The 15,226-nt window shown below is 55.3% G+C and carries 17 protein-coding genes; 14 read left to right on the forward strand and 3 right to left on the reverse strand.

The window, feature by feature from the left end; translation table 11 throughout:
* The first annotated feature begins 42 nt into the window (after positions 1–42).
* The 6 genes from ACR0DH_RS08070 to ACR0DH_RS08095 all read left to right on the forward strand — a co-directional run bounded on the left by ACR0DH_RS08070 (position 43) and on the right by ACR0DH_RS08095 (position 6,550).
* Entirely contained in the window at positions 43–1,548 is a 1,506-nt protein-coding gene (locus tag ACR0DH_RS08070) for a sugar ABC transporter ATP-binding protein (protein ID WP_480548203.1), read from the forward strand.
* Entirely contained in the window at positions 1,541–2,548 is a 1,008-nt protein-coding gene (locus tag ACR0DH_RS08075) for an ABC transporter permease (protein WP_480548205.1), read from the forward strand. The genes ACR0DH_RS08070 and ACR0DH_RS08075 overlap by 8 nt, the downstream gene beginning before the upstream one ends.
* Positions 2,545–3,537, forward strand: coding sequence for an ABC transporter permease (locus tag ACR0DH_RS08080; RefSeq protein WP_480548207.1), 993 nt, complete (start codon positions 2,545–2,547; stop codon positions 3,535–3,537). Before ACR0DH_RS08075 ends, ACR0DH_RS08080 begins: the two co-directional genes overlap by 4 nt.
* Positions 3,538–3,539: 2 nt before the next feature.
* A complete protein-coding gene (locus tag ACR0DH_RS08085) occupies positions 3,540–4,388 on the forward strand; it encodes a sugar phosphate isomerase/epimerase family protein (RefSeq protein ID WP_480548209.1) in 849 nt (282 codons plus the stop codon).
* A 61-nt stretch (positions 4,389–4,449) separates the two neighbouring features.
* On the forward strand, positions 4,450–5,877 hold the full coding sequence (locus ACR0DH_RS08090; protein WP_480548211.1) for an FGGY family carbohydrate kinase: 1,428 nt from the start codon (positions 4,450–4,452) through the stop codon (positions 5,875–5,877).
* Positions 5,870–6,550: a class II aldolase/adducin family protein gene (locus ACR0DH_RS08095; RefSeq protein ID WP_480548213.1), complete on the forward strand. Its 681-nt coding sequence runs from the start codon at positions 5,870–5,872 to the stop codon at positions 6,548–6,550. Before ACR0DH_RS08090 ends, ACR0DH_RS08095 begins: the two co-directional genes overlap by 8 nt.
* A gap of 489 nt (positions 6,551–7,039) precedes the next feature.
* Here the strand turns inward: ACR0DH_RS08095 and ACR0DH_RS08100 are convergent, their stop codons facing one another.
* On the reverse strand, positions 7,040–7,249 hold the full coding sequence (locus tag ACR0DH_RS08100; protein WP_480548373.1) for a TRAP transporter large permease subunit: 210 nt from the start codon (positions 7,247–7,249) through the stop codon (positions 7,040–7,042).
* Positions 7,250–7,443: 194 nt separating this feature from the next.
* Here ACR0DH_RS08100 and ACR0DH_RS08105 point away from each other — a divergent pair, with 194 nt between their 5' ends.
* The 7 genes from ACR0DH_RS08105 (at position 7,444) to ACR0DH_RS08135 (ending at position 11,600) form a co-directional block, all read left to right on the forward strand.
* Positions 7,444–7,815: a YciI family protein gene (locus tag ACR0DH_RS08105; protein ID WP_480543843.1), complete on the forward strand. Its 372-nt coding sequence runs from the start codon at positions 7,444–7,446 to the stop codon at positions 7,813–7,815.
* 3 nt (positions 7,816–7,818) lie between these two features.
* Positions 7,819–9,054, forward strand: a complete 1,236-nt coding sequence (locus ACR0DH_RS08110; protein WP_480548215.1) for an RNA polymerase sigma factor — start codon at positions 7,819–7,821, stop codon at positions 9,052–9,054.
* A 68-nt stretch (positions 9,055–9,122) separates the two neighbouring features.
* Complete coding sequence (locus ACR0DH_RS08115; protein ID WP_480543841.1) at positions 9,123–9,509, forward strand: VOC family protein; 387 nt, start codon at positions 9,123–9,125, stop codon at positions 9,507–9,509.
* Positions 9,510–9,533: 24 nt separating this feature from the next.
* Positions 9,534–9,932, forward strand: coding sequence for an MAPEG family protein (locus tag ACR0DH_RS08120; protein WP_480548217.1), 399 nt, complete (start codon positions 9,534–9,536; stop codon positions 9,930–9,932).
* Positions 9,932–10,276: a TfoX/Sxy family protein gene (locus tag ACR0DH_RS08125; RefSeq protein ID WP_480548219.1), complete on the forward strand. Its 345-nt coding sequence runs from the start codon at positions 9,932–9,934 to the stop codon at positions 10,274–10,276. Before ACR0DH_RS08120 ends, ACR0DH_RS08125 begins: the two co-directional genes overlap by 1 nt.
* A gap of 12 nt (positions 10,277–10,288) precedes the next feature.
* Entirely contained in the window at positions 10,289–10,948 is a 660-nt protein-coding gene (locus ACR0DH_RS08130; protein WP_480548221.1) for a DUF2461 domain-containing protein, read from the forward strand.
* A gap of 274 nt (positions 10,949–11,222) precedes the next feature.
* Positions 11,223–11,600: an AAC(3) family N-acetyltransferase gene (locus ACR0DH_RS08135; protein ID WP_480548223.1), complete on the forward strand. Its 378-nt coding sequence runs from the start codon at positions 11,223–11,225 to the stop codon at positions 11,598–11,600.
* 81 nt (positions 11,601–11,681) lie between these two features.
* Here ACR0DH_RS08135 and ACR0DH_RS08140 read toward each other — a convergent pair whose 3' ends face one another.
* Positions 11,682–12,668, reverse strand: coding sequence for an aldo/keto reductase (locus tag ACR0DH_RS08140; RefSeq protein ID WP_480548225.1), 987 nt, complete (start codon positions 12,666–12,668; stop codon positions 11,682–11,684).
* Between the two features lie 81 nt (positions 12,669–12,749).
* On the opposite strand from ACR0DH_RS08140, the gene ACR0DH_RS08145 reads away from it, so the two are divergent.
* Entirely contained in the window at positions 12,750–13,577 is an 828-nt protein-coding gene (locus tag ACR0DH_RS08145; protein ID WP_480548227.1) for a LysR family transcriptional regulator, read from the forward strand.
* Between the two features lie 20 nt (positions 13,578–13,597).
* On the opposite strand, the gene ACR0DH_RS08150 is transcribed toward ACR0DH_RS08145, so the two are convergent.
* Positions 13,598–14,965 (reverse strand): dipeptidase, encoded by a 1,368-nt coding sequence (locus ACR0DH_RS08150; protein WP_480548229.1) that lies wholly within the window; start codon positions 14,963–14,965, stop codon positions 13,598–13,600.
* Positions 14,966–15,226: the final 261 nt, after the last annotated feature.

A 15,226-nucleotide genomic window follows, 5' to 3' on the forward strand; every position in this document is an offset into this window, starting at 1 on the left:
AGCTCCGCGCATCGCGGATCTCCATTCAGACTAAGAACACACATGAAAACTGATCCAGACAAAGCCCCGGCGCTGAGGCTTCGAAACGTCTCGAAAACCTTCGGTGGCGTAAAGGCGCTGCAATCCGTTGATTTCGAAGTGCGTTCGGGAGAGGTGCATTGCCTTGCCGGAGAAAACGGTTGTGGCAAGTCCACACTGATCAAGCTTGTTACTGGTGTGTATACAGCTGACCCTGGCGCGGAATTGCAACTGTTTGGTCAGCCAGTTGACACGATTTCCCCGACAAAAGCCCGAGCGTTGGGGATCGCGGTTATTTGGCAGGATCTTGCGCTATTTCCGCATATGACCGTCGCGGAAAACATCGCTTTTGATGAGATGGTTGGACTGGTGCCGCGCCTGACGTTCGGACGTCGCTATAAGACCCGCGTACAGGCAGTGCTTGATCGCCTGAAGGTGCCGTTGAACCTGGATACACGACTGGGTGATTTGCCAATTGCGCAACGTCAGATCGTTGCGATTGCGCGGGCGTTAATGGGCGACGCACGTCTGGTGTTTATGGATGAGCCGACGGCGTCGCTAACCCAAAGCGAAACGGATTCATTGCTAAAGGTCGTTCGCACGCTGTCCTCACAAGGTATTGCTGTCGTCTTCGTCAGCCACCGATTGGCAGAAGTGATCGACATTTCAGAGCGGGTCACAGTCCTGCGCGATGGCAAGCTTGTCGGCGTCTATCCGACCGAGGGTATGACGCAATCCCGTCTTGGCGAGCTTATGACCGGGGCGCTTTTGGAGAACACGGTCAGCGCTCAGGACCGTTCTCAGGCGGAACCGGTTCTGGAAACCGTTGGGTTAAGTCGGCACGAAGAGTTCTACGATGTTTCCCTTACCATCCGGCGTGGTGAAGTTCTGGGTTTGACGGGCTTGATCGGAGCCGGCCGCACGGAACTGGCCCTTGCACTAATTGGTATGAAACCACCCGATGCGGGTGAAATCCGGATGGAAGGGTCGTCTGTTCGATTTGCCTCGATCCGCGACTCTATCGCGCGCGGTGTCGCTTATGTGTCGGAAGACAGACTGTCCCTGGGGCTTATTCAGCCGCAATCAATCGCGGACAACACGTCTATTTCAGTGCTTGATCGCATTCTCAATGGGTTCGGATTGTTATCTGCCAAACGCCAAACCGATCTTGTTTGTCACTGGATCGATGAACTTGCAGTCAAGATTGGGCGGCCGAAGGATGCTGTCTCGACGCTGTCAGGCGGCAACCAGCAACGGGTCGTACTCGCAAAATGGCTGGCAACCGAGCCGCGGCTTTTGATCCTCGACAGCCCAACCGTTGGTGTAGATGTCGGGGCCCGGGCGGGCATCTTTCGCATCGTACGACATTTGGCTGAAGAAGGGCTGGCGATCCTCTTGATCTCGGACGAGGTGACCGAAGCGATGTTCAATGCGGATCGTGTGCTGCATATGGCGGATGGGCGTATTGTGGGCGAGTACGATCCACGGGCAACCAGCGTTCCCGAACTTGAGGCACGTATCTATGCGTGACTTGTTTCGTACTCATCCCGTCGAGGCGCGCCTCAGCGTTGTGCTGCTTTTGATGATCCTTGGTTTGTCGCTTGGTACGGACACGTTCCTGACATTGGGCAACATCACGTCGTTGTTGAACAATAACGCGGTGAACCTGATCTGGGCGGTGGGCCTGCTGGTCGTCCTGATTGCTGGTGGCATCGATATTTCTTTCGCGGTCGCGGCTTCGGTCGTTCAGTATGTGGCCGCGCAGGTTTTCATGGGCATAGGGGGCGGAAACTGGGCGGTGGGGTTTTTGGTCGCGGGTCTGCTTGGGATCGGTCTTGGAATGATCAATGCTCTTTTGATCCACGGGTTTCGGGTGATTTCTATTGTTATCACCATTGCCACCTTCAACGCATTCTTTGGGTTGCTTATGTTCTTCACGAAAGGTCGAAACATCTACAACCTGCCAGATTGGTGGACTGATCGTATTTTCATTTTTGAACGACAAGCCTCGGATGGAACCTGGTCGGAACTGAATCTTTCAGTTGCCGTCATGATCGTCTGCGTCGTCGCGACTTGGGGCCTCATCCGTCTGACCACTCTGGGCCGCCAGCTTTATGCCTTTGGCGACAACCCCGAGGGAGCAATGCGTGCGGGCGTGAATATCTGGCAGATGCAAATTGTCGCCTTTGGTTGGTGCGGGATGATGGCCGGCATAGGGGGGCTGATGCAGGTGAACATTGCCCAAGAGGTTGTTCCAAATGCGCTATACGGTCGGGAACTGGACGTGCTGGCTGCGGTGGTCCTCGGTGGGGCTCGACTTGGTGGTGGGCGAGGCACTGTTCTTGGATGCATCCTTGGGATGATGTTTGTTGCGATCACGCAGAACGGTTTGAACCTTCTTGGAATCTCGCCCTTTGCATTCCAAATGATCATCGGCGCGGCGATCCTGCTGGCCATCTCATCATCAAACCTGAGTTTTGGGCGGCTCCCACGCGGCGCTACAGCTGTCGCAAAGGTGGGCACAACATGAGCTTGCGTGACAAACTCAACACGGCAGTTGGTGCGGAAACCCTGCCATTACTTGTCTTTCTTGGCCTGGTCTTTCTGGCGTTTTCCTTTGCGACCCCTTTGTTCCTGACCGGTGCCAACCTGCGCTCGATGGCGTTTCAGATGCCGGTCTTGGGGTTGCTGACACTGGCAATGCTTGTTCCGATTCTTTCGGGTGGGCTGAACCTTGCCATCATCTTTCAAGCCAACATTTCGGGTCTCGCACTTGCTTGGGTTTTGATACAATTCGGGGGGCCTGATGCCGGACTGGGGGCTTTTGTGCTAGGTGTGGTGCTTGCATTACTGGCGGGTGCTGCTTCGGGCGCTGTCATGGGCGTCGTCGTGGCTTATGTCGGTGCACATCCCATTCTGGTATCGCTTGCCATGATGATCTTCCTGCGAGGGTTGGGTGAGTTCCTGACGCGTGGAGGGGACATATCGGGATTTCCAGAGTACATGAACGTACTGGGCCACGGCAGCGTTATGGGCGTTCCAGTTCCGATGATAGTCTTTCTGGTGGCCGCGCTCATTTGGCATATCATGCTAAGACGATCACGACACGGGTTCTCGGTCTACATGATCGGTTCGAATATCCAGGCGTCTGAATATTCCGGCCTGCATACGCGCCGGACACTTGTCTTGATCTACGCGATTTCGGGCGTGATATGCGCCGTTGCCGGGATTTTGATGGCGGCGCGTTTCAATTCTGTCCGAGTTGGCCATGGCGAGGCCCTACTGCTGGTGACAGTGCTGGCTTGTTTCCTGGGCGGTATCGATCCATTTGGCGGGTTTGGGCGTGTTCTACCGGTGGTTCTGGCCTTGACTATCCTGCAAGCACTTTCATCGGGTCTGAACCTGATCGGTGCCAACCAGCATTTGTCGACCGCTGTCTGGGGGTTGTTTCTGATTGGCGTGATGGCGCTGCGCTGGGTTGGTGAACGGTGGCGAGACAAACGACGAAGAGGGACATGATCATGGAAGGTTTCGGCGTACATACCAGCATGTGGACCATGCATTGGGATCGTGATGGGGCCGAGCGGACGATACCCGCTGCGGCGGCCTACCAGATGGATTTCATAGAAATTGCCTTGCTGGACACCGGCGTTGTGGATGCGACTCACACGCGCGACTTGCTCGAAAAACACGAAATGCGAGCAGTCTGCTCGCTCGGACTGCCTGAAAAAAACTGGGCGTCAGTCAATCCAGATGGCGCAATCGAGCACCTTGTCGACGCTATGAACATGGCCAGTAAGATGGGTGCCGAGGCCCTTTCCGGCGTCACATATGGCGGCATCGGTGAACGCACAGGCGTCCCACCCACGCAGGCGGAATACGATAATATTGCTCGGGCTTTGGAGGGGGCCGCGAAACATGCCAAGACCCTTGGGATCGCCTTTGGTATCGAGCCGGTAAATCGCTACGAGAACCATTTGATCAATACAGGTTGGCAGGCGGTCGACATGATCGAAAAGGTCGGAGCCGACAACATCTTCATCCATCTCGATACGTATCACATGAATATCGAAGAAAAGGGCGCGGGCAACGGTATCCTCGATGCACGAGATCACTTGCGTTACATTCATTTGTCGGAAAGCGACCGTGGCACACCAGGCGAGGGGACCTGTGACTGGGACGAAATCTACTCCACGCTGGCCGCGATCGGCTTCAAGGGGGGGCTTGCGATGGAAAGTTTCATCAACATGCCCCCTCAGATTGGGTACGGTCTTGCTGTGTGGCGGCCTGTTGCCCCTTCATTCGAAGACGTTATGGACAAGGGGTTGCCGTTCCTCAGGAACAAAGCGGCCCAGTACCGCCTCATATGAGTGCGGCAGCCGGTTCAATTGGGGATGATAGGGGCGGTGTAAAAGCTGACGTGCCAAGCGTTTGACTGGAAAAGGTGATATCGCTGTTATCGATGTTGGCAAAACCAACATCGAGCTTTGGGTTGCCAGCAAAGACGGCACTTTGCTTGAGAGTCGGTCGACCCCCAACACGGTTCTGGACGGTCAGACCTGGCGATACCATGACCTGGAAGGCACTTCGATCTGGCTGATCACAACGCTTGCAGAGCTTTGCAAGCGGCATCCAATCCGGACGATTGTTCCGGTCGGGCATGGGTCAGGCGGGGTACTTGTGGGCTCGGACCCAGACGGCGCCGGTGCGGGACAAGCCTTGCCGATGATCGATTATGAGCAGGCATGCCCTGCTGACATTGATGCAGAGTATCGCAAAAAAGCGGGAACGTTCGAGGATCGCGGTAGCCCGGTGATGATGGCATCCACGCATGCGGCGCGTCAGTTGCTTTGGATGGAACGCAAAAACCCGGTACAGTTTGGCAAGGCAAGGCACTTTTTGAACATCGCGCAATTCTGGGGTTGGTGGCTGACCGGAGTCGCGGCCTCTGAATACTCGGCAATGGGGGCGCAGTCGCATCTGTGGAATGTACCGCAGCGACGGTGGACGCCGATTGTTCTGGAGCAAGGTTGGGAAACACTTATGCCAGAATTCAAGGCGGCCTGGAACCCTCTCGGACCGGTACGCGAGGACCTTGTGCAGCGATTTGACTTACCTCAGGACATGGTGGTGTTGACAGGAGCACATGACTCAACGGCCAACTTTTTTCGCTATCTGGCCGCGCAGGTTAAGGATTTTACACTGGTTTCTACCGGAACCTGGGTTGTCGCTTTGTCGCGTGGCGTTGAAACCGGAAAACTTGATCAGTCACTTGGCACCACGATTAACGCAGATATGGATGGCACCCCGATCGGTGGGGCACTGACGATGGGTGGGCGAGAGTTTTCGGCCATTGCCGGAGCAGACACAAGCGATGAAGTTGCCGAACAAAAGGTCGTGGCGCGTCTGATCGCGCGGGGTACGATGGCCATGCCGAGTTTTGGTGACAATGACGGGCAGTTTCCCGGCTCAGCCAGACGAGGTCATATTGTCGGTGCTCCTCCAGAAAACCAAGCTGAGCGCGCGGCGCTTGCGGTTCTGCATTCGGCATTGCTGACAGTCACCTGCACCGATGTCTTGAACGGGGGCTCAAGGCTCATCTTGGATGGCACGTTTCTGAAGGACCCAATGTACGCGCAAATCGTCGCGGCCTTGCGTCCGGGCCTTCGCACAGAAGCGTCGCATGAAACTCATGGTGTTGTCGCAGGTGCGTTGCAACTCGCACGCAGGGCGTCGGGTAGCCTATCGACGCCTCTGACGCTTGAACCGGTCGTACCCATTGTACTGCCGGGCCTGACGGAATACGCGACGCAATGGCGCGAGGCCGCAAATCGACAAGGAGGCCAATCTTATGACTGAACAAGATCTACGCGAGCGTATGGTTGAGACATGTTTGAAAATGAACTCCACGGGGATTAATCAGGGCACGGCCGGAAATCTGTCGGTCCGTTTCGAGGATGGGTTCCTGATAACACCGTCGTCTTTGCCCTATGACAAGATGATTCCCGACGATTTGGTGGAAATGGATTTCGAAGGCACCTATGTCGGGCGCAGGCCATCATCTGAATGGCGTTTCCATCGCGATATTCTGAAAGCCCGTCCGGATATCGATGTCGTGTTGCATTGCCATTCGGTTTACGCAACGACGCTTGCCTGCCATCACCGCCAGATCCCGGCTTTCCACTATATGGTCGGAGTGGCTGGCGGAACGACCATCCCCTGTGCCGAATATGCTACATTTGGGACGCAGGAGCTATCTGAGGCGGTGCTGGCGGTGCTCAAAGGCAGAACAGCGTGTCTGTTGGCTCAACACGGGCAGATCGCGATCGGCAAGACACTGGACAAGACTCTTTGGTTGGCGACAGAGGTCGAGACTTTGTCGCGACTTTATGTGCAGGCGCTACCGCTTGGGGAACCGCCGGTTTTGTCGAATGAAGAAATGTCACGTGTGATCGATCAGATGCACCGAATGGACTATGGCCTTGGACCAGAGCCTGAAGGCAGCAACGACATCGCACTACCCCGCGGCTAGTGCTTGCGGAGCTCATTGTAGAGCTCTTGTCAGAAGGACTTTCTTTTTGACGTGCAGGAGGCTTTCTCAGCCTGCGTATGTAAGAAAACCATCGGCACCAAAGATATCGATACCAGGTCAGCCTGTCCGTGGCTTAAAAGCGGCGCGCCCATTGGGGTTCTGTTCGACCTGCTTGGGCGGCACTGAGTAGAACCCAACAACGCCACTGCCCGCGTGCCGATCAACAGGCCGCATACATATGAGCGACTTCCGAGAACATGCGAGAAAGCAATTGCCAACAGCAGCTGGCACATACAATTGGGCCGCGTGCGCAAAAGTCATCGGCTTGAAGAAGCAATGTTAGAATGTCCAGCATTGGCAATGTGAAAGCGTCACACATTCGTTTTGAGCACGCCCGATTCTTGGGGGCGATCGTCTTGTTTTCATTTAGCAGTTTATGTGGCATACGTACGCCAATTCGCGACTACCTTCGAGGTAAGCGACGAGTATTTAGCCTCCAATAAGGTTTGGCACAGCCAGCGCTACCGCCGGGATCATCAGGATCAGACCAACGCGAATGATCTCGGCTCCGAGGAAGGGTATCACACCACGAAAGACTGTCGACATAGGTGTGTCGCGCGTCAGGGATGAGATGATGAAAACATTGAGTCCAACGGGTGGCGTGATCAACCCTAGCTCCACAACGACCAGTGCTAGAATTTCAAATCATATCCTGAGGCCATCGTTGTCCATCCGGAATGCGGCTGTTTCTGCGGTCACGAAACCCGCCTAGCATTCGATTAGCGTCCCGGTGTTCTAAGTGGCCATCTTGCGATCTCGTATTGTGGATCAGTTGTCGGATTTGCATATCCTCCCGCGTCCTTGCACCATGCGAATGAAGCATGGAGGCGAAAATGATATACGCAATCACGATTTATGGGGAGCCGGGCGTGTTCGAAGCGCTGCCTAAAGATCGCCAGAACGAAGTGATGTCAGGCCACGGCGCGTTGCAAACGGCGCTATCTGAGCGCGGGGAGTTCGTATCGATGAAGTTGATGCCGCCGACCTCTGCCGTGATGGTCGAGCCCGCTCCAACCGAAGGCACAGCGCCATTGATCACCGACGGCCCATTTGCCGAGACCAAGGAGAACTTCCTCGGGTTTTATGCTGCCGAATTCAAAGACCTTGATGAGGCGTTGGAATACGCAAAAATGATCTCATCCCCTGTAGCAAGGCTTGAGGTGCGACCAGTGGCCTGGGCTGGCGGTGTGATCTCGTCGGAATAGGACATGTCGGACTGGCTCGAGGCCACTTTCACTCTGCACCGACCGCGTGCGCTTGCAGCCCTGACCCGTTTGTTTCGGGATATCGATATGGCGGAAGAAGCATTTGCCGACGCCTGCCTAAAAGCTCTGACGGTTTGGCCCAAAGACGGAGCACCTCGTGACCCGTTGGCGTGGTTGCTGACGACGGCGCGCAACGCGTGTCTTGATGATTTGCGCAAATCGCAGCGCCGCGCGGCAATCCTGTCGCGCCACCGTGAGGAGTTTCAGCCGATGCCTGCCGAAACCCCAGACCCGGACGAATTGCGCGACGATGTTTTGCGGCTTCTGTTCATCTGCTGCCATCCCGAACTGGAACATCGAGATCAGATAGCCATTGCCTTGCGGGTCGTCCTGGGGTTGAGCGTCGATGAAATCGCGAGCGGTTTTCTAATCAAGCCCAAGACCATGGAACAGCGGATTACCCGAGCCAAAAAAAAGATCGCGAGCAACCCGGTTGCTTTCGAAACACCCAGCCCAGCAGAACGGGGTGCGCGATTGGGTGAGGTCTCTCTGATGGTTTACTTGATGTTCAATGAAGGATGGTCAACCTCGGCTGGTCCAACGCAAATCAAGCTTACCTTGTGTGAAGAGGCGATCCGTTTGGCACGTCTGCTTGCGGCACTGTTTCCGGCGATGGGGGAACAGGCCGCCTTGCTGGCACTATTGCTGTTTCAACACGCGCGGCGACATGCGCGCATTGATCCAGAAGGCAAGCTTGTCGCATTGGATGAACAGGATCGCAATCTTTGGGATCGTGCGAACATCGCCGAGGCGACTGGTCTTTTGCAAAAGGCCCAGCGGATAGGACATCATGGTGTCTATATCATTCAGGCTGCTATCGCGGCGACCCATGCCCATTCGGCCTCGGTTGATGACACAGACTGGTCATTGATTGAAAGCCACTACGCTGCGCTTTACGCATTGCAACCAACGCCTGTCGTCCGACTTAACCAGATTGCAGCGCAGGCCAAGCTCCATGGCCCGCATTACGCGCTGAAAGCGATGGAGCCTCTGAAACAGGATTTGTCTGCGTATCGCTGGTTTCATGCAATGCGCGGTGGCTTGTTGCAGGAAACGGGTGATCACCGCGCGGCGATTTCTGCGTTTGAATCCGTTATTGCACTTGGCCCTACGGCTCTTGAACGTGATGCAATTGCAGAGAAAATTGCAATCAGCCAAGAAAGTTTGCGTAGCATGTAGGGATCGCGGTGCGTCGTGCGTCCTTGGATCAGACCCGAATGTGGCGGGCGCAACCAAGGGAGAAGCACATGAGTATTCTTGAGATGACCACTGTCGGGAACTCGGGTTGGATCGGACATTCCGGTCCCGACCAGGGCAAAGCCAAGGCCTTCTATCAAGAGGTGCTAGGCTGGACGATCAACGACATGCCCATGCAGGATGGGTCAAGCTATTCCGCCGCCGTCGTGGAAGAAACCGCGATTGGCGGATTTTCCCCGATGCCGGAAGATCACGGCAGTTGGACGATCTTTTTTACGGTTGCCGACGTGGAGGCCAGTGTCGCCAAGGCTGAGGCCAAAGGGGCCGTAGTTGTTCAGCCGGCGATGGATATGCCGGGGGTCGGCCGCATGGCCACTCTGACTGACCCGCAAGGGGCTCGGTTTGCGCTCATCACATATGAGAGCATGGCGTCTTAAGCGCGATCAAAGAGGAGGCATCACATGGAACAGTTTCCGCAGATCGCGCTGGCCGTTACGGCAGTGTTTGTTTTGATGAGCATTCCGATGGCGATTGCCGTTGGTGTACGTCGCACCAAGACGGGAATTTCTTTACTTCACGGTGAAGATGAAAGCCTCCTGCGGCTGATGCGGGCGCATGGAAACTTCATCGAATACGTGCCGCTTGCGCTGCTGGCTCTTGCAGGGGCTGAGATTGCGGGAACTGCACCCTGGCTGGTCGCTACCTGCGGTGGCGTGTTGCTGCTTGCCCGTCTTATCCACTATTTCAGCCTCAGCACTTCGGTGAATGGCAAGGGGCGCGCGATTGGCGCAGCGCTCACCACTATGGCAATGCTGGTGCTTGCGCTGGCAATCCTCTGGCAGCTTTGGACCGGCATCTGATGCCCGTGGATGAAACACTCAACGCCCGCATGCGAGACGCTCTGGCCGCGCATGTGGGCATTTCCGAAAAACGAATGATGGGTGGTACGTGCTTCTTCTTGAACGGCAACATGCTTTGTGGTGCGCGCAGACATCAGGATGGCGTGGGTCGGTTCATGTTCAGGGTGGGAAAGGTGAACGAGCCCACGGCATTGCAAGACCCCACGGCCCGCGCTGTGATTCATGGCATCCGCAAGCTGGGCGGTTTTGTTCGCGTTGACGCATCAGATTGCGATGACGCAGTCTTGCAACGGTGGCTGCACTTCTGCCTCGAACATGCCGCGGTGTTGCCCAAGAAAGACTGAACGGAGGATCTTATGGCCCAATTCGATTGTTTTGCTGCCGAGGCAGTAGGCTTCCTGCAAGAACTGAAGGCCAACAATACCAAGGACTGGTTTGCAGCGAACAAGGCGACGTATGAGACTCACATTAAAGCACCCAGCAAGCTGTTCGCCGAAGATATGGAGTTGGCGCTACGCGACTTGACCGGGCAGGATCATAGCAGCAAAATCTTTCGGATTCATCGCGATGTTCGGTTTTCCAAAGACAAGACACCCTATAACGCGCATCTGCACCTTGCGTTCCTACCGACAGGACAGGCGGTTCAGCCGCCAATGTGGTTCTTTGGCCTTTCCCCAGAAAGGCTATCGCTCGGTTGTGGGGTGTTCCAGTACGAAAAAGGGGCTTTGGGCGTTTTCCGCGATGCGATGGCGGGCCCTCTGGGCGCAGAGTTGACCCAGACCACCATAGAGATGCGAAAACAGGGTTTCCGGGTCGGTGACCCGGAGTTGAAGCGCATCCCGCCTGGTTTTGACAAAAATCATCCTTATGAGGAAGCGTTGCGGCGCAAAGGCTTTGCGGTTTGGATGGATGCCATGTCTTCTAACTTTGCCCACGAACCAAACCTAACGGAACGAACAGCAACCAAGCTGGCTGAACTAATGCCGGTGTTTCAACTGCTTTCCCGGATCAAGTGACCCCACTATCGCGAACGCAGCAAATGGCGGATTTGACGAGCACACCGCAACTTGGCTCTGGTTGGATGAACGGCAGGGAAGGGCCGATTACTGCAGCGCGCGACGGTCCCTTGCTGACAATGCTACACTGGCTCTGAGGTCGGCGGTGAGCCCAAAGTTACCGATTTCATTCCCAGAATTGGTTTTAGTCAACAGCATGGATGCAAAATTTCACACACTAGAGAGCCTCGTCGGTGATCTCTTTTCACTTGACGTTCAATAAGGTAACGGAATCTTGGTACACGGATCAATGAAAGCGGTTGGCCCAGTTGTTAGTGGACCAAGAACAGTCATTGAAGCGCTTGTCAGAGCTGTCGGTGAAACAGGTCTGGTAGGAATGCCTAGCTTTTCCGGAGACGCATACTTTCCGGTTGAAATAGACCAGTCTGCATTGGCGCCAGATGAGATCGCTCAATTCGAGGATTCAGTACTTGGGCCGACGTACGAAATCACCGACATCAGACATGGGTGTTATTGCGGAGACATTCAGAACGGCGGTGCATCCAAGCGCTGCTTTGAACCCAGAGTGCCAAATGCTGCGGTTGGCCTAAATACGTGCGAAGCGTGCGTCGCTGCGGTTGGTCGTGCAAGGACGGCCCATAGCAGACCTTGAACAGAAAACGGAGATGCAGCGTCAGCAGCCCGCGTTGTCGACATTCGCGGCAAGCACACAGTTTTGATACTGTTCTGAATACTACCTAGGGCGGTCTGGTTCTTTAGTTTTGCGTGCAATCAAGCTTTCAATTTCGTTCATTACTTCATCCGGCAAAGCACCGAAGGTCAGTGCGCCTGAAATGCCCTCAATTTGTTCTTCTGTCCGTGCGCCCGGAATCGGTACATATGTTTCAGATTGGCCCCATATCCACCCAAGAGCCCCCTGCACAAGCGTTCGGCCATTTGTGGTCAGTAAATCGCGAACCGCATCGAGTTGTCGCATGAAATCTGGATTTACCCTGCCATCCGTATAGTACTCCATCCAACTTTCGCCGGATGCGCGCACATCATCAGACGCCATAATGGTATTCCGATTGTATTTACCTGTAAGCAGCCCCATCGCAAGCGGTGAGCGGATAAGGGACAACAATCCTTCCTCTTGGACAACCTGTTGCATGCGAGGCGCATCGAAGAAGACGTTCATCACGTATTCAACCGCCTTGAAACCATCCCTCGACGAGGCTGCTCGAGCGTTTTGGGAATAGTCAGTGCTCCAACCGTAGGCACGTAGTTTCCCGGCCTCTTTTAGCCGATCCAGTTCGTCAAACACCGCCTCAGCCTCGTCAATTGGCATATCGTTCACATGCAACAGCAAGAGATCGATTCGATCCCGCTCCAGCCGCGACAGACACCCATCTACAGCAGGGCCAACCTGATCCGGGGTGAAGGAGTCAAATGAAATCTGCCTGCTCGCTTCATCGATCCCAACCCCGATCTTTGTGACAATCAGGGCGTCGGGTCGATGCTTTAGCGCTTTGCCCAACAAACGTTCCGAATGCCCAGCGCCATAGGCGGCTGCAGTGTCAAAAAGTGTGATCCCACCGTCCAGTGCCGCGTGGATCGTACGAATGGAGGCACCGTCGTCCGATCGGGTGTAACCCAACGACTGCTCACCACAGTACATTTTGCCACCAATCGGCCAGCAACCCATGCCAAGGGGTGAGATTTCGGTTTCGAGAAAGTTCATCTGTGAGTCTCCTGACTGATCCTTCAGAAAAAACGCCATCACAGCCTTTTCATCAACAACACAAAATGTAACCTTTATTTCATGGATGAAGGTAACTTTGACTGGGACAACCTGCGGCTTTTCCTTGCGGTTGCCAGAGCGGGCGGGCTTGGGCCAGCAGCTGAACAGACCGGCAAGAGCGCACCCACCTTGGGTCGGCGCATGATTGAGCTTGAGCGCAACCTCGGAAGCGAGCTGTTTCACCGTAATCCGCGAGGGTATGATCTGACTGAGGACGGACAAGCGCTGTTGAAAAAAGTCGAAAGCATCGAAGCGCGTGTCCTACCTGTCACGGAAAGCAGACTTGCTACTGCACCACCGTTGGTCAAAATTTCGGCCGGGACCTGGGTAACAAGAATTTTGATTGGCGCTCTCGCAAGACTTAAGGGATCAATGCCAGTCCGGCTGCGTTTCATCTCGTCAGAAGACCTATTGAACATCGGACACCGGGAAGCCGCGATCGGCATTCGAAACCACCGGCCAGAAGAGATCGGCTTGGCCGGTCGCAAGATCGGGCGGGTTCGGTTTGCGGTCTATGCTGCGGAAGAAGGCATTTCGACCTGGGTGCGCGTCATGTCCAAAACACCCTCGGCCAGATGGGTGAGAGAACATTCGCAAGAGGACGACGCCATCGAAGTTACGGCGCCACAGAATGCGCTTGAGCTTGCAAATGCAGGTCTTGCCAGAGCGGTTCTGCCAACTTTCATTGGAAACACACAGCCGGGCCTGATACCAGTGTCACCTTTGATCGACGATCTGGAACATGATCAATGGCTCGTCACGCATCATGAAGATCGGTTTCTTGCTGAGGTGCGGCATGTCATAGATCGCACCTATGCAGTGATGTCGGAAGCGTGTGAAAACGGTTGAACCGATGTTGGCTGTTAGCACTATTCGCCCAACCGTTCCATCAACCGGGCGTAAGCCGTTTGGCCACGTCTGAAGGTTGGCAGACGGAAGAACTCGTCCGGGGCGTGTTGGTTTTCATCCTCATGTCCAAAGGCAAACATGACCGCATGCAGACCCAACTCATCCAGCAAGGTCGACATGACAGGGATCGAGCCACCAACGCGGGTTTTGTACGCCGGTTTGCCGTAAACCTCTTCGAGAACCTGTCCCGCGATTGCGGTTGCGTTGTGTCCTGCCGGTACAAGGAACGGGTCCGCGCGCCCAGGGTTGCGCGATACCTCAGCAGTGACACCCGGCGGGCAATGAGCCTCAACATGGGCCGAGATCAGATCAAAGATCTTTTCGGGGTTCTGATTGGCGACCAAGCGACACGTGATCTTGGCCGAAGCGACCGCAGGCAAAACGGTCTTTGTGCCTTCCCCTTGCCAACCACTGGTCAACCCGTTGACCTCAAGCGTCGGACGCGCCCACAGATTTTCACGTGTTGAATATCCCGGCTCACCCAAGGTTGCTGGCGCTCCGGTCTGGACCAGATAGGCCGCCTCGTCCCAGGGAACCCGCGCAATTGCCGCGCGGTCTTCATCTGTCAGCTCGACGACATCGTCGTAGAAACCATCCACCGTGATGCGACCATCGGTCGATTTCATACTGGCAAGCAACTGGGCCAGCGCCATCGCCGGGTTTGCGACACCGCCGCCATGCATACCGGAATGCAAATCGGATTTCGCGCCCTGAACCGAGATCTCAAGCGAAGTGAGCCCTTTCAGACCAAGGACCAGTTGCGGCGTCTCGGTATCCCACTGACTACCATCGGCAGAAAAGATCATATCAGCCTGAAGCCGGTCGAGATTTGCCTCGATAAAGGGCGGAAGGTCGGGCGATCCGATCTCTTCCTGGCCCTCAAAGAAAAACCGCACATTGACTGGCAGTTTCCCGGTTTCCGCCAGCAAAGCCTCAGCCGCAAGGATCGGGATGAACATGGCACCTTTGTCGTCGGTCGCCCCACGCCCATAAATCCGATCTCCGCGGATCGTCGGCTCGAACGGAGGCGAAGACCAGAGCTCAAATGGTTCGGCTGGTTGCACGTCAAAATGGCCATAGATCAGAATCGTAGGCACATCAGGCCCGGCATGCAGCCAATCGGCACAGACCACCGGATGACCGGCAGTCTCCATCATCTGAACGTTTTCCATTCCCGCCGCAACCAACCGATCAACCACCCACTGCCCGGCCTTTCGAACATCGCCCGCGTTTTCGGGTTTGGCTGAAACCGATGGAATACGAATGAAGTCGCACAGCTCTTCAACAAAGCGCGATTGGTGTGTGTCGAGATATTCGGTCCAGCTCATTCCATGCCCTCTCTGATGCTGGCGCCTAACTTACGAAACTGGACGTGGCCCGCAAGCCTGCGGAAGACAACCTAATACTTTTAACAACCCTACATGCTTGAGCGATGTTAGTTCGGCCCAGAACTACTTTTGCAACTAGGTTCTGAGGTAGTTAGGTCACAGGCAATGAAGTTGGCCTGGCGCAATGAATTGAACGCTAACAGAGACCATGCGAGCGATAAAAACTTCGACATCGCAAACTGGCTGTTGAGCTGACCGGGT

Source organism: Ruegeria sp. I1 (assembly GCF_056532675.1).

Bases quoted from the DNA above. Each gene is read 5' to 3' on its own strand.
- ACR0DH_RS08080 (WP_480548207.1), top strand. From the start codon at position 2,545: ATGAGCTTGCGTGACAAACTCAACACGGCAGTTGGTGCGGAAACCCTG.
- ACR0DH_RS08105 (WP_480543843.1), top strand. From the start codon at position 7,444: ATGATATACGCAATCACGATTTATGGGGAGCCGGGCGTGTTCGAAGCG.
- ACR0DH_RS08115 (WP_480543841.1), top strand. From the start codon at position 9,123: ATGAGTATTCTTGAGATGACCACTGTCGGGAACTCGGGTTGGATCGGA.
- ACR0DH_RS08110 (WP_480548215.1), top strand. From the start codon at position 7,819: ATGTCGGACTGGCTCGAGGCCACTTTCACTCTGCACCGACCGCGTGCG.
- ACR0DH_RS08140 (WP_480548225.1), bottom strand. From the start codon at position 12,668: ATGAACTTTCTCGAAACCGAAATCTCACCCCTTGGCATGGGTTGCTGG.
- ACR0DH_RS08095 (WP_480548213.1), top strand. From the start codon at position 5,870: ATGACTGAACAAGATCTACGCGAGCGTATGGTTGAGACATGTTTGAAA.
- ACR0DH_RS08070 (WP_480548203.1), top strand. From the start codon at position 43: ATGAAAACTGATCCAGACAAAGCCCCGGCGCTGAGGCTTCGAAACGTC.
- ACR0DH_RS08085 (WP_480548209.1), top strand. From the start codon at position 3,540: ATGGAAGGTTTCGGCGTACATACCAGCATGTGGACCATGCATTGGGAT.
- ACR0DH_RS08150 (WP_480548229.1), bottom strand. From the start codon at position 14,965: ATGAGCTGGACCGAATATCTCGACACACACCAATCGCGCTTTGTTGAA.
- ACR0DH_RS08120 (WP_480548217.1), top strand. From the start codon at position 9,534: ATGGAACAGTTTCCGCAGATCGCGCTGGCCGTTACGGCAGTGTTTGTT.
- ACR0DH_RS08125 (WP_480548219.1), top strand. From the start codon at position 9,932: ATGCCCGTGGATGAAACACTCAACGCCCGCATGCGAGACGCTCTGGCC.
- ACR0DH_RS08130 (WP_480548221.1), top strand. From the start codon at position 10,289: ATGGCCCAATTCGATTGTTTTGCTGCCGAGGCAGTAGGCTTCCTGCAA.
- ACR0DH_RS08075 (WP_480548205.1), top strand. From the start codon at position 1,541: ATGCGTGACTTGTTTCGTACTCATCCCGTCGAGGCGCGCCTCAGCGTT.
- ACR0DH_RS08145 (WP_480548227.1), top strand. From the start codon at position 12,750: ATGGATGAAGGTAACTTTGACTGGGACAACCTGCGGCTTTTCCTTGCG.